Genomic DNA, 13634 nt, shown 5'->3' with positions numbered 1-13634 from the left:
AGCTATCCTCCCCACACGCACGGACGCGTGAAGCAGACGCCCGAGGTCACATACGTGCGGCCCTCCGGAAGTTGCAGAGTCAACCGAGCGTCTGGAAGGATCGCAACAACATCGAAGGACGATCACGACTCCATTCGAGAAGCAAATCTGGCCGGAATCGGAGCGTCCTCATGCACCAGAGCAAGTACGACCTCGAGGCGCTACCCGCGCAGGCAGTCAGTTCGCGTCCTCGCGTCGCAGTCATAGGCGGGACCGGCCACCTGATCAGGACGGCCGCCGGGCGAGGCGTGGATGTCGTCTACTTGCACGATGCAGGAACAACGCCGCTAGCAGAAGCGGCCATGGCCGAGACGGTCCTCGAAGTCACTCTCTCTGATCTCGATGCAGTGTGTGCAGTCCTGCTCCCACTCCACACTGCACACCCGTTCTCCGCAGTCATGTCCCTCACGGAACACGGTCTGATCCCAGCCGCGGCTGCGCGGGAACATCTCGGGGTGCCGGGAAACTCCCTGCGAACGGTGCGCTCGCTGAAGGACAAGCGCGCGATGCGGGAGCGACTAACAGAGACGGGGCTAAGCCCGGTCCTGTCCTCGATTCCTGAGACCCTCGCAGACCTGGTTCGCTTCTGCAGGACCGCAGGCGGCCCAGTGATCCTGAAGCCGCGCGACGGCGTCGGCAGCCGCGGAGTGTTCCGGATCGACTCCCCAGAAGACGCCCCAGCCGCGTGGCGAGACTTCATAGCGACGGGCTCCAGCTCGCCCCTCGTCGAAGAGTTCCTCGACGGCCCGGAAGTCAGCGTGGAGTCGATCACCATTGGCGGCATCCACCATGTGCTGGCCGTCACGGACAAACAGGTCAACGCCAACTTCGTCGAGATGGGTCACACCATGCCGTCGCGGTTGTCGACCACCGACACATCAGAGGTGCGGGCGCTCGTGACCCGGTTCCTCGATGCGGTTGGCGTCGTCGATGGCCCGACCCACACTGAAGTTAAGGTCACCGGGCGAGGGCCACGAATCATCGAGTCGCATGATCGCATCGGCGGGGACAAGATTCGCGTCCTCCTGCGGATCGCCACTGGTATCGATCTCCCCGCGCTGTTCGTCGACATAGCGGTCGGCCGGGCCTCGGGCCTGCCTGCGCCGACAGCGTTCCGAGGCGCAGCCGTGCGGTTCCTCTCGGCTTCCCCGGGTACTGTGTCGAGCGTATCGGTACCGACCGTCGCGCCACCGCAGGAGATCCATGTGGGGGTCGTCGCGGGTGACACGGTGCATCCGGTGCGGCGGTCCGGGGACCGGCCTGGCTATGTTATCGGCGATGGCCGGGACGCCTGTGAAGCATCCGATAAGGCCGATGCGCTCCGTGATGCGGTTCGCATCGTGACCTCCGGCAACGACGCGGGCGACCAGGAGTGAGGTTACTGTCCTTCGTACCGACCGAACGGGTGGCGAGGTGGCTCGCACTCGGGCTGCTGTTCAACTCGTTGGGCACGGGCCTCTACGGCGCGGTGTTGATCCTCTACTTCGTCGGCGGCGTCCACCTGCCGGCTGCGCAGGTCGGCGTGGTCTCGACAGTGGCCGCTGTCGGGGGCTTGTTGTTCCTCCCCGCAGCGGGTAGCACCTTGGACCGGCATCGCGCCGTAAAGGTCGGCACCGCGTTCCTCATTGTTGAAGCCGCGGCGATGGTCTGGCTCGCCTTCGCTGACTCCATCGTGGCATTTGGGATCGGCGCACTCGTCGCCGCGTTTGCCGCGCAGGGCTCGAAGGTCGCACGTGGCGTCCTCAACGCGCACATCGCCCCGGCCGGGCAGCGAGGCAAGGTCCGGGCGCAGCTCCGCTCGTGCGCGAACCTCGGGATCGCGTCTGGGGCCGCGATCGCGGCGTTGGCCGTTACCGTCCTGCCTGGTGCGGAACTGCGGTGGCTCCTGATCGGCAACGCATTGACGTTCCTGGTTCTCGCCGCCGTCTACCTCACCAAGCTGCGGGACGTGCAGCCGGCCACGGATCAGCGGGCCGCAGCATCACCACATCGCTCCGGCACCATCGCCGCTTGGACGGACAAGACCTACGTCGTCGTGATGAGCATGAACGGCGTTCTCGGTGTCCAGTATGCAGCACTGACCGTCGGAGTACCGCTCCTCGTCGCGACGAGCCCCGACTTGCCTAATTGGCTCGCGCCGGCCGCACTGCTGGTCAACACCGCCATTGTTGTCCTCTGTCAGGCACCGGTGTCGGCGCGCGTCGACGGTGTACCGGCGGCTGGCCGTTCGATGCTCTTCGCGGGGCTGATACTCGGAACGTCGTCCGCCGGCTTCGTGCTCGCTCTCCTGATGGGCGGCGGCAGTGCCGGCGTTGCGCTCATCCTCGCGCTCGTCGTCGTTCACTCGCTCGGAGAGATCGTCCAGGTGGCCGGGGCGTTTGACCTGTCCTATGACTTGGCTGACCAGCGATACATGGGCTCCTACCAGGGCGTATACGCCTGGACCTCCGGTGTCGGATCGGCGCTCGGACCAGGAATCTGGTCGGTTGCGATCGCCAGCGGCACGTTCTGGGGCGCTCCGGTCATCGGCGCAGGATTCATCGCAGCAGGAGTGGCCGCGTGGGCAGCCACCCGGCCGTCGACAGCCAGCTCTCGGGGCGCCTGCCACGATTAATTCGGGCAGCCGAGACCGCCGCCACTGGTGACGCCGTCAGGACACCTGGCCCGTGCGGAGTGCGACGGCGACATCGGGACGGCCGACGGTCTCAGCTCGGCGCGCTGCGGCTTCGTGATCGTACGAGACACGTCGGTGTTGCACGCCGACGATGCGCGCCCCGGTCGGTGCACGCTCGAAGTCGATGACCACGTAACTCGCATCCGGGGTGCCATTCTGGACGAGGTGAGGGCTGGGAGGGGCGTCGTCCTCGTACGCCTGCAGTCCAACGCTCCCCGCCCCGATGACGGCGGTACCGTCGTCCGACTGCATGGACACAGGAAGGTGCGTGTGTCCACACAGGACGGCGACGGCCGGGGTTCCATCGAGCCGGCGTGCCACCTCAGCTGGCCGCGCCAGTCGCAACGTGCCGCCCTGCACAGAATGCGTCAGGTACTCGTCATCAGCGCGCGGTGAGCCGTGCACGGCCACGATACCGGGCGTGACGTCGATCCGCTCTGGCAGCGCTGCCATCCAGGCGAGCTGTTCGGGTCCCAGCGACGCTCGTGCGTGCGCATCGGACGGCCCGAGCCGTCGACCCTCGACGACAACACGGTCGTGGTTCCCGCGGGCGCTTCGCCACCCCTCGCGCATCAGTAGCTCGAGTGTCTCAGCCGGCCAGAGCGCCCCCGACGCGACATCGCCGAGGTTGAGGACCTCATGCACCCCGACGCGGGCGATGTCGCTGACGACGGCTTCGAGCGCGGCGACATTGCCGTGAATGTCGGAGACCACCGCAAGCCGATGAACCGCAGACTCACTCGGCATAGTCGACCTCGATCTGGAACCGCCGTTCGACGGCCCTTCGCACCGCGGCGTGACCGGCGGCAGTGGTGGACCGCGTCAGGCAGTAGCCCGCGGCTGTATAAACCCCTCCGGTCCTGCGAACACGGTCGCCGACCTGCGCCGTGTATTGCACCCGTTCGACGCCGTCGATGGCGAGGAGATCGTCTACGGAGCTCATTTGGAGCACTCGTCCGGGGCGGGTCGACAATGCCACCCAGCCATACCCGGGTCGCCTCTCGTATTCGTCCAGCTGTGTGGCGCCCGTGCGCTCGTGTGCTGCCACTTCCGACCAGAAGGACCGGCCGAGCGTCGCATCGAGGGCGAGCCCGATGCCGCCCCCTCCCGGACGGCACGCAATCTCGTTGCAGACGAAGCGATCTCCGACGCGCAGTACCTCGACATGGACAACCCCATGCAGGAGCCCGAGCGCTCGTATCGCCGCCCTCCCGAGGCGTTGGACGGCGATCGCCTCGTCGTCGCGAGAGTCGATCGTCTCCGATCCGTGGAACGACTCTTCGTGCCAGCCGAGACACGGAGCCGAGTACCGAGACGCGATCGGAGCAACCAAACCCCCGTCGGAGACGAGCGAGTCGAGATGATATTCCGCGTCGGCGTGGATGCGTTCCTGCACCACCCATCGCGACCCGTGCACGAAAGCTGCGATAAATCGTGACGCGGCGTCCGCATTATCGACCACACGCACACCGCTGTTGCCGCTCCCGATCGTTGGTTTGACTACCGCGGGGAAGCTGATCTGCCGGAACGCATCCACCGCCTCCGACGCGTTCGATACGGTGACAGTGGCGGCCATCGGCACCCCGGCCTCGAGGAGACGATCTGCCATGACTCCCTTGTCGACAAACCCCACGGCGATCTCCGGGGGCGTACCGCTCACGCCAAGCCTGGCGCGCAGAAGCGCTGCGGGCTGGACGGTCCGTTCCGAGGTCGCCAGGATCCGGATCCGTTCGGCCCCGCCTCGCAGCGCGGCGTCTCCAGTCCGGGAGTTCTGCAATGCTGCCAGGGTGGCTTCGGTGTCGGCAATGTTCGGGACGACCAATACCGTCCCTGCGCCGTGCGCGCGGAAGTCCTCCGCGTACCACGGCTCCGTCACGACCACCGTGTCACGTTCCCGAACAGCATCCGCGGCTGCATGCGCCTTATTCGTGCCGAGGACGACGAGTGTCGGCCTCACCGCGCAACCTCCGGAGTCCGCTCGGTCCAGATCTTCGATGCGACGACGTCAGTGGAGCCACTGTACTTCCCCAGGTACGGGAGCGATGCACCGAACATCGACCAGAAGGCGAGCTTCCCAATCAACATACCAGCGAAGAGACGGACCGGCTGTGCCACCTTGATCTCAAGCGTCCATGGGATCACTGCTCCAGAGTGCCCCAGAGGAGCCGAGTACTGGATCCAGACGCCGAGCAGCGCGGTCGAAAGCCGCGCATGCAACGTAGCCGCATAGTTGTCGCTGCCCATCCGTTCCGCCGTCGACGCGAGGTAGATTCGGCCGGGCAGGAACAGGTACCCATCTTCACCGATGAACTCCTCGACGACATCGGGGGCGCGGTTCGGGTCGAGCGTCTGGTCCGTATACGTCAGGACACGGTCGCCCAATGTAAACCCGTAGCTGTTCGGTTCGACGTGTGCAAGGTCGAACGGTTCGATCACGAGCCTTCCCTCACGGCGTTCAGACGCGATCTGTGCACCGGTAAGGATCACAGGAGCACCTCCAATAGGTCTCTGATCTGAGAGCGAAGGTCATCGACTGTCCCGCCATTGGTGATGGTCACGTCGACGGGGATGCGGTGAATTCCTTGCGAGGATTCGTCTGATGTCGAGACGTTGCCGCGCGCCTCGAGACGCCGGAGGCGGACGGCTTCAGGTGCCTGCACACGCAGGACCCGGAAGCCATTGGCACGCAACGCCGCAGCGTCAACGTCAGGGTCGCGCAGGTCATCATTGATGACGACATCGGCGGTCGAGTTGTCAACCCGCCGGAGGAAATCGTCGGCGAGCGCGCGATCGTTGAGGCGCCGCAGCTGGGCGGCGATGTTCTCCATGAGCACCTGATCCTGGACGCGAGGCGGGAGCTCGACACCGGCAGCGGAACGGAACCGCTGCTGGAGCTCGTACAGCGGGGCTGCCAGCTTGACAATCTCACTGCGCAGCCCTCGGGAGGCGAAAGCGTCAGCGAGGAGAGCGACAGCGGTTGACTTCCCAGCGCCAGAATGTCCGATCAGCGCGATCCGCATACCGTGACTTTCCCCTCGAGCATCGCGTTCACGAGACCGGCGATCTCTCCGTTGTCTCGGTCGAGACAACGTGCGCTGCGCCCAGGTGATGCGATCACATAGGTGGCAGCGAGCCGCGTGTCACCATCGTTTGTAACGTGCGCTGCAGATCGGCGCGGTTCCCGCCATGGTCGGTCGTCGACGGGGAGATCCGCAACTGGCAGTACGTCGGAGCGGAACACCAACGTGGCTTCGACCCCAGACACAGTTGCCGGTTCCACAATATTTCCGTCGGCGTCGAGCACCATAATCACGGCTGACCTGCCTTCCTCATCCGTCGCCGAGCAGATGGCTTCAACTGCAGTACGGAGCGCCCGTGTGGCAGCGGCGGTATCGAGGTACCCACCCTCGAGATGCCGCGCATTGGCGAGCACGAGCCCCGTGCCGGCCTCGTGGTACCACGCGTCGGAAGCCCCCGTGTCGGCCTCCCCATGCTCGTCCGCGATCGCCAACCCGGCAGAGCGAAGGGCGACATTGGGCAGGAAGGTACTGCGAATCGGGGCCATGCCGTGATCCGCCGACACGACGACACCGTCCGGTCGCTGCGCCGCGATCGTCTCTCCAAGGCAGGAGTCGACGAGTTCATAGGCACGGGCCATGACCGCCCACGCGGCCTCCACGGTCGCAGGGTCGTCCGAGTCGAGCAGACCGACGACCTCGTGGCTAATGTCATCGACCACAGGGAGGTACCAGAGCCCGAGATCCGCGTCGAGGTAGTCAACGAAGGGGCCCGTCATGGTTCGGACCACGATCTCAGCCACCTCCAACAGGACATCCTCGGCTGCACCATCTCCACCGTCCGCGAGGCGTCGTCCGAACGTTCCGTTCCGGTAGAAGCTGCCCATGGACTCTCCAAGGAACGGGCCGACAGTCCGCTCCCTCCGCCGCGCGTCTCGAACTGCGTCCGAGGCACCGACGATGCGGGTGCGCCATGCCCCGGAGCGTACGATAGTGACGGCGCCGGTGTCAGGATCTGGAATCGCTCGGTACCAACGACCAAGTCCCTGCTCACGCCAGACGGGGGTCCAAAACTGGCCGAGCCGGATGGTCTCAGAACGCTCGACGAGTTCGACGACGTCTCGGTTGCGGCGGATCACCGCGCCCGGGCTTGCTGCGTCGGGGAAGGGCGTCTCGGAACAAACCTCCGGGATCTCAAGCGCGCCTTCACGCGCGACTCGGTCGTTCAGGCCGTCTGCAGCGAGTACCGCTCCCGGCGGGAGAACACCATCGGCGGTGAGCGTCCACGGAGCATGCACGGACACAGCCCTCCTCGTACGACCGATCCACGCTGGACGTGTCTGGAGGATGCCGTCGTCGAACCCGCGATGCATCCGCTTGCGTTGTGGCCCAGCGCCGGGAACCCAGAAGCCGTGCACGCCGTGTCGCTTCGGGTCGGTGCCGGTGAGGAGCGTCGCGAGGCCCGCCGGTGTCTGACAGTTCGGAAACGGCGCGGATGCAGCACCCCACTCTCCTCGGGCTCGGAGTGCCCGAACGTTCGGCAGGTGCCCGCGTTCCACCAACTCGTCAACGATCCACGCGGCCGCCCCGTCCCAGATGTGCCAAAGGACCTTCACTGTCCTGCCCCAACGAGCCGAGCCGCTTCGACGATGCTCACGGCGGTGCGGTCTGCTTCGGGCATGTCGGTACGGCCCGTTTGGTCGGCAGCTTTGCCCGTCAGCACCTGGATCGATTCGAGCCCGCTCTGCTGCGCCATGAAGACGTCTGTGGAGCGGTCGTCGCCGATAACGACGATCCGATCGTACGCGTCGCGGCCACCCGCCGAGTCGATCGCAAGCTGCACGAACGCTATAGCGGGCTTACCCAAGGTCTCCGCAGTCGCCTCCGCCGCGTACTCGAGCGCAGCCACCACTGCACCGGTGTCGATGTGCTCGCCGTCCGCTGCCCGGAAGTACTTCCCGCGCTGCAGAGCGATGAGGACCGCACCGTTGCGCAGTGCGTGGAACGCCACATCGAGCGCGGCGTAGTCGAGGACGTCCCGGGTGTCCCCGACGACGACGGCGTCGGCTGAGCGACGGGACGTGACGATCTCGACGTCTGCAGCGAGTTCCGCACGGACTGCTTCGTTCGCAAGCACTACCGCGCTATCGCACGAACGTAGACGAGACCTGGCGGCTACGACCGGGGTGAAGACCTCGTCAGCCGAGATGGTCAGGCCGAGCTGCAGCAGTCGATCCACCAGCACGGCAGTTGCGGTTGAGTCAGTGTTCGTCAGGAAACGCACGGTCGCCCGCTCTCGGAGGGCGGTGACCGCAGCTGCGGCGCCGGGAACGAGGACACCGCGCTCGTAGAGCGTCCCGTCAAGATCACAGAGGACGAGGATCCGTTCAGGCACGGACCGCTCCAAGCGCAGGGTCGTCCCGTACTGCCTGCTTGAGGAATGAAAGTTTCGAGTAGGTACCGCGCTCCGTCCTGAAGCCGCTTTTTGCAAGGACACCCTCAAGCCAGACAGCGATCGTCTCCATCTCGCGGAGGACGTCACTATCATTCTGCTGGAGCACGGAGCGGGTCCTGAGGTACTCGAGCTCGCACTGCATCATCCTGTGCCGCGGGGCGGCTTCAATGGTGCTCTGGTCAAAAAAGATGCCGTAGACGTGGCCCGTCGCGAGCGATTCGAAGTTGACGTCGTACCTGACCCGGCGGAACGGTGGGAGCGGCCGCGCGACGACCCCCATCCGGTCTGCAACGTATGCGACGAAGTCGTCGATCGTCTCGGTCTCCCGGCGCATGCGTTCCCCACGGCGGAAAGCGTCCACGCCGAACCACTTCCTCTTCACCGTGTATCCGCCGCCTACGAGCGGGATGAACGAGACATAGCCCTTCTCATCACCAGGCCCTTCGATCTCGTGCAAATGATTCTCGTAGTCCCAAGTCTGGAACTCGTCGTGGTACTCGGGGACAAACCCATCAAGATCGCCGCGGCGCACAGCGTTGTATACATCGAGGGTGGCCGTCCAGATGTCACCACCGTCAAGGAGGTACTTGTGCTCGAGTTCCTCGCCGGGGAACCGGCGGGTGTAATAGCACTGGTGGTTGTTCAAGAACAGGTGGTGAGTTTCGTTCAGACTGCGCACCGAAGCGAGGAACGCCGCATCGGCACTGCCGCTGAACGGAAGCGGATCAGTCGTGACCCGAATGAAGACGGCGTCGACGTCGCTGTACCGGAGACGCGTCCACACGTGCGCGTGGCCATGGTGCGTAGGCACCACAACGCTCTGCGGCACCAGAGGTCCCTGGTAGCCGGCGGCAGCAGCCGCCTCACGAACAACAGGACCGGGCAGCATCCGCTCGAAGAGCCGTCCGAACGGCAGTCGCACGTCGCCCTCGCTCGAGCGGAGGAGCACTTCCTCGTCAACCGCAGTTCGCCAGTCCAATATCAGGGTGTTCGGATCATCGAGTTCGAGGCCCTGGAGTGCAGCTCTGGGCAGGCCGACCGTGAGCGCGCTCGCCCGGAGTTGCTCGTCGGTGCTCAGGAGCCCGTCCACAAGACCTGGGGCAGCGATAATCAGGGACGGAGCGTGGTCGATGTTGTTCACAGCGCCGCCACCGTTCCGTCGGCGATGAGGTATTCGTCTACGGTTTCCTCGTGCTCTCCTATGACTGCGGGGACGCCACTCTCCCGGAGCAGGATCCCGAGGTGGGACAGGCTCGAGCCTCCTTCGAAGAGGAACCCAGCGACGTCGTCGAGGAACACCGAAAGGACAGCGTACGGTGAGCGGGCGATGACGATGGGCTTCCGAGGAACACTGCGGATCAGGTCGGCGACCGCCTCGAGTCCAGCGTGCCCAGAGAGATCCGCGCTGTGGTCGATGCTGACTGCTGGCCCGACCGATAGGCGCGACAAGACAGCGTCATGGGGTCGGAGGTCGACAACGGGTCCCTGGGCTGTCCCCGGTGCGATCATGTTCTGCCGCGCACTGATGGTGCTGTGCGAGATGTCGGTGCGGGAGTAGTCGGTGAAGAACAGTCGCCCACCACGAATCACCCACTCCAACGTGGTCGGTCCATACTTCTTCTCCATCGCCCGGCTGAACGCGATGAGCGACTGCGCTTCGGACTCGACGATCCCCACGAAAGTGGCAGGCACGTCTGCGTAATCCACGACGGTTCCATCGTCGCTGATGCGTAGCTGCGACGCGTGCGCCGTACCCCGATTCATCGCGAGCAGCCCCTCCGAGGAGACCTCCACATGCACACCGCCGGGCTGCAGACGAGTGATGACGCCGGCATCGCCGCGGATGAACTCCCGGACGATGGCGTACCCGAAACCGCCGTCTGCCCGGCCGTGGAGCGTCTGCGCGAGGACTGTTTCGAGCTGGCTGACCGGTTCGATGATCTGGCGGACGGTATCCCCAAGGTCAGCCACAAACTCAGCCGACTCCGCGGGCAGTAGAGACGTTATCCGTCCAGTCTCAACGACCTCGGCGAGGCCAGCCCGGTTGAAGCGAAGGACGACGCCAGCGCCTGTCCGGAGCCCGTAGGTGCGGGCGATCGCGTGCGCCGGACCGCGTTTGGCGACGTAGCCGGCGTAGATAGATGCGACGTCGCCGAGTGGCACCGAAGGGGTTTCCTTGCCGTACAGCGAGGAAGCGTCGAACGTCGGGCTGTCGCTCCTGTCGGCAGACGTCAACGAAGCCGTTACCGGACGGACCTGAACGATCCAGCATTTCCGGTCGTCCTCGGCCCATTCGACGTCGACGTCGCGGCCCTCGGCATGTGCGATCCTCCGGACGACCGCAGTAACGGCATCGAGCTCATCGGGCACCTCCGATCCTTCGACTGTGATGGTCGTCCCAGTCGCGGTGCCCGCCATGAGGGCATCCCCCAGACCATCGACGTACGAGATCTCGACGCGCTGACCCAGTTCCGAGGAGAAAGCGACGCCAGCACGTACCGGCGCGATCATGCGTTGGACGAAGGCACCGATGCGCGGACGAGCCGAGAAGTCTCCTGCACGCACGCGCGCCGCCACGGCGGGCGCCGCGTACCAGGACCGCCACACGGCCTCCACGGCCGAGAAGACCTCTTCATCGGCACCGAGATCGAGCACCGAGGAGAACACCCCCGCGTTGCTTGCCGCCGACGTATCCTCGTCGACGGCGGATGACCGGACCGCAAATCGGGCGTCAGGCTCATCCCGCAACTCGTCGATAGCTGCGGCCAGCACGGCGCGCGAGCGGTCGTTGAGCCGGAAGTCCGCGGCGATCTGCTCGACCTTGGCGAGCCCCTCGAAGTAGTACGAGCCGACCGTCGTACGGAGATCCGTCATCGCCTCCTCGAGTTTCGCGAGCATCGACGCATCGAGACTGCGGTCAGTGAACTCGACTGGAACAGAGAATGCGGGCGGCACGGGCACATGCTCGGACCATTTCGCGAGGGCTGCGAACTTCGGTCCAGACTGTTGCCCATCGATCGCTAGCCCGAACCGCGGGAGCGCCCAGCGGCTCTCCTTCAGGTCCATGTCGAGGTGAATGTCACTGCTCCGCGGACCTGAAGCCCCCTGGTACTTTCCGTCATACAATTCGATTTCTCCTTCAACTCGCCACCACATCATCTGGCCGATTGCCATCCCCGGGTAAACCCGCACGCGCTGGGAGGCGTAGAGCTGGAGGGTCCACTGCCCAACAAACCCGACATCACCTAGCGACGCAGAAAGATTGATGAACAGGCCCAGCCGAGCCACCGATGACCTTGCCGCGAAGGTCGGGGCGTAGATCTGACCACCAAGCTTCTCCCGAGTGTGCGCCAGGTATAACCGCCCAGGCTCGAGGACCAAACCATCGGTCGGGATGTTAATCTCATGGAAGCCGTTGGGCATCCTCGGATCAAGCACCTCATCGTCATACACGCGAAGCGTCGACCCGAGGGTGAAGTTATAGCTGTTCGGATTGACGTTTGCTTCGTGGAACGGCTCGATGACAATATCTCCGACGCCCACCGCCTTCGTGATCTGCGGCCCTGTCAAGATCATAATTTCCCTCGAGCTCCTCTGTCCGAAGTGCTGACCCACACTCCACATCCGTCACGACCTCTGGACTCCCCGGAGACGGCTGTCATCACCGGCGATGAATACGCAACCGCGAGACGCCCCCGCACGCTCGCCGATCACCGCCCCTCCCGAAGCGGGAAGCCCGCGCACTAAGGCCCCAGCGAAGACCCCTGCTAGATCGAAGAAGCCGTAGTTCAACCGCCACCCGCGACGAGCGATCCCGCCCTCGACCGGGAACTGCTCGACCACTGGGCGCACGGACTCTTGGACGACGTAAGCAGCTTCTCCGAGGCCAGTGATCGCATCCACCCAGGCGTCTTGATCCGTTTCCCAACCGATTACAACCCCCCCGGCCACTGGCACCAAACGCCGGTTTTAGCACAAGTCGCGTTCGCTCCTCGACGCAGCGTTCAATGAAGGCGGCGCGTTCGGCAACCGTTTCTGATCCAGAAGTGATCGATGCCGACCACGGAACGAGCTGCTCGATCGCCATTTTCTCCGCAAGGCTGAGCACGCTCCTTGTGGCTGGTTCCCAGAGCGCTGCCAAGCTGCGCTTGTTCCCAAAGATGGACGACGATAGCGGCGAGATGATTGGGACGGCGGTGTTCTCCAGTCGCCGCAGCACCTCGCCGGCCCACCGGACGGTTGACACGTCGACGACCAACTCGCTGAGCGTGAAGAAACGGTGCACTGTATGGATGCGCCGTCCTCGGACAGTGACAGCTGAGCCGACTTCGAGCTCCCCAAGGTGGGTCGGTACCGCTTCCACTCCATATTGGGCGAGAGCTTCGGCGAGCAGCTCGAGATGTGGGCCGGACTTCGAGAATCCCGTCGGTGTGTCTACCAGCCCGACGGTTCCCGGCACGCCATAAGTTGCCTCTTTGAGGTAGGCAACAAGATGCTGCACCGGGTCTACGTATCCAAGGTTGCCATCAGCAACATAATGGGACACGTCATTTTCGGCGAGGAACGCCTGGTTCAGAGCGCCGGTCTCGAATCCGCCGAGCGCTGAACTTAGGTTCAGCTCGACCATGCGGAACCCGTGCTCGGTCCGGAGAACGTCCGCGCGACCGATGTGCCGGGAGGAGCGGGTCGCCCCGATGGATGCTAATTCCATTCGATCCTCAGTGACGCCCATTTGCCGCGCAAATTGCGTCTCATCTCCGTCAGCGAGTCGATCAGGCAGGGACAGCAATACATCGGCCACAACTGCGATGTCACTGCTCAAGTCTGCAACAGCTCGCGCGTCTAAGTAGACCGGGCGCGTGAGGAGAGGGTTTTCATATGCACGGCAGAGGCGCTCGCGATCGGCACTCTCAAGACGTGCCGCTGAATCGGGATACTCAGACGGGCCCACACGTCCGCTACGCGCCTCGCCACCGATGGCACCCTCGACACTCGGCTTCATGCGCCTCAGGTCGTTGTCCACCAGACCGACACTAGTCGTTCATCGGATGTTCGACAAAATCGCGACGGCGCTTCGGTATCGAAATATATAATCCCGCCTCTAACCTCGACCCCACAGCCATCAGCGTCCGGTCAGGGCCTCAGAAGCTGTCGGAAGGGCGGCGCGCACGGGGCATCACCACATGGCCACAGATGGCACATGGCGGGGTCAAGCCCCCACCGCTACGGGCGAGGCGCGAGACTGATGGATTGGTCGCTGTCGGTGGGCTCCACGAACGTCCGAGCGCATCAACACGCGACACACACGAAGCGCCTCACTGAGTCTGGTTCGAACTACAAGAACGTTCGCGTCCAGCCACCTGATTACACCGTCGGGCGCTTGCAAGACGCGCTCTCGACGAAGATCCACCATTCGTCGACGGCAATACCCTGCCGCTGGCCGCGTTGC

10 protein-coding genes are annotated in these 13634 nt (G+C 64.7%); 2 read left to right on the top strand and 8 right to left on the bottom strand.

Annotation, left to right across the window (positions count from 1 at the left end; genetic code table 11):
• Nucleotides 1–170: 170 nt before the first annotated feature.
• Both H576_RS14545 and H576_RS0105965 read left to right on the top strand, forming a co-directional pair.
• Nucleotides 171–1415 carry an ATP-grasp domain-containing protein gene (locus H576_RS14545; protein ID WP_051172249.1) on the top strand — a complete coding sequence of 415 codons (1245 nt, stop codon included), beginning with the start codon at nucleotides 171–173 and terminating at the stop codon, nucleotides 1413–1415.
• A gap of 29 nt (nucleotides 1416–1444) precedes the next feature.
• Nucleotides 1445–2653, top strand: a complete 1209-nt coding sequence (locus H576_RS0105965; RefSeq protein ID WP_029150184.1) for an MFS transporter — start codon at nucleotides 1445–1447, stop codon at nucleotides 2651–2653.
• A gap of 36 nt (nucleotides 2654–2689) precedes the next feature.
• Here the strand turns inward: H576_RS0105965 and H576_RS0105960 are convergent, their stop codons facing one another.
• The 8 genes from H576_RS0105960 to H576_RS16300 form a co-directional block, all read right to left on the bottom strand.
• Complete coding sequence (locus H576_RS0105960) at nucleotides 2690–3427, bottom strand: metallophosphoesterase family protein (RefSeq protein ID WP_211215775.1); 738 nt, start codon at nucleotides 3425–3427, stop codon at nucleotides 2690–2692.
• Between the two features lie 22 nt (nucleotides 3428–3449).
• Nucleotides 3450–4670 carry an ATP-grasp domain-containing protein gene (locus tag H576_RS0105955; protein ID WP_156888143.1) on the bottom strand — a complete coding sequence of 407 codons (1221 nt, stop codon included), beginning with the start codon at nucleotides 4668–4670 and terminating at the stop codon, nucleotides 3450–3452.
• Complete coding sequence (locus tag H576_RS0105950) at nucleotides 4667–5200, bottom strand: dCTP deaminase (RefSeq protein ID WP_029150181.1); 534 nt, start codon at nucleotides 5198–5200, stop codon at nucleotides 4667–4669. Before H576_RS0105950 ends, H576_RS0105955 begins: the two co-directional genes overlap by 4 nt.
• A complete protein-coding gene (locus H576_RS17090; protein ID WP_156888142.1) occupies nucleotides 5197–5541 on the bottom strand; it encodes a nucleoside/nucleotide kinase family protein in 345 nt (114 codons plus the stop codon). Before H576_RS17090 ends, H576_RS0105950 begins: the two co-directional genes overlap by 4 nt.
• Before the next feature lie 176 nt (nucleotides 5542–5717).
• Nucleotides 5718–7346 carry an alkaline phosphatase family protein gene (locus tag H576_RS16305; protein ID WP_169564310.1) on the bottom strand — a complete coding sequence of 543 codons (1629 nt, stop codon included), beginning with the start codon at nucleotides 7344–7346 and terminating at the stop codon, nucleotides 5718–5720.
• Nucleotides 7343–8125, bottom strand: coding sequence for an HAD-IIA family hydrolase (locus H576_RS14540; RefSeq protein ID WP_051172247.1), 783 nt, complete (start codon nucleotides 8123–8125; stop codon nucleotides 7343–7345). The genes H576_RS16305 and H576_RS14540 overlap by 4 nt, the downstream gene beginning before the upstream one ends.
• Nucleotides 8118–9326 carry a hypothetical protein gene (locus H576_RS16865; RefSeq protein WP_051172245.1) on the bottom strand — a complete coding sequence of 403 codons (1209 nt, stop codon included), beginning with the start codon at nucleotides 9324–9326 and terminating at the stop codon, nucleotides 8118–8120. The genes H576_RS14540 and H576_RS16865 overlap by 8 nt, the downstream gene beginning before the upstream one ends.
• Entirely contained in the window at nucleotides 9323–11755 is a 2433-nt protein-coding gene (locus tag H576_RS16300; RefSeq protein WP_211215773.1) for a dCTP deaminase domain-containing protein, read from the bottom strand. Before H576_RS16300 ends, H576_RS16865 begins: the two co-directional genes overlap by 4 nt.
• Nucleotides 11756–13634: the final 1879 nt, after the last annotated feature.

The sequence above is a fragment of the Microbacterium indicum DSM 19969 genome (assembly GCF_000422385.1).
Taxonomy (GTDB): Bacteria; Actinomycetota; Actinomycetes; order Actinomycetales; family Microbacteriaceae; genus Microbacterium; species Microbacterium indicum.
Note: the sequence above shows the minus strand (reverse complement) of the source record. Positions and strands in the feature narration are given on the sequence as shown.

What these genes read in the sequence shown, in the direction of transcription:
- H576_RS14545 (WP_051172249.1), top strand. Translation starts at nt 171, where the DNA reads ATGCACCAGAGCAAGTACGACCTCGAGGCGCTACCCGCGCAGGCAGTC.
- H576_RS17090 (WP_156888142.1), bottom strand. Translation starts at nt 5,541, where the DNA reads ATGGAGAACATCGCCGCCCAGCTGCGGCGCCTCAACGATCGCGCGCTC.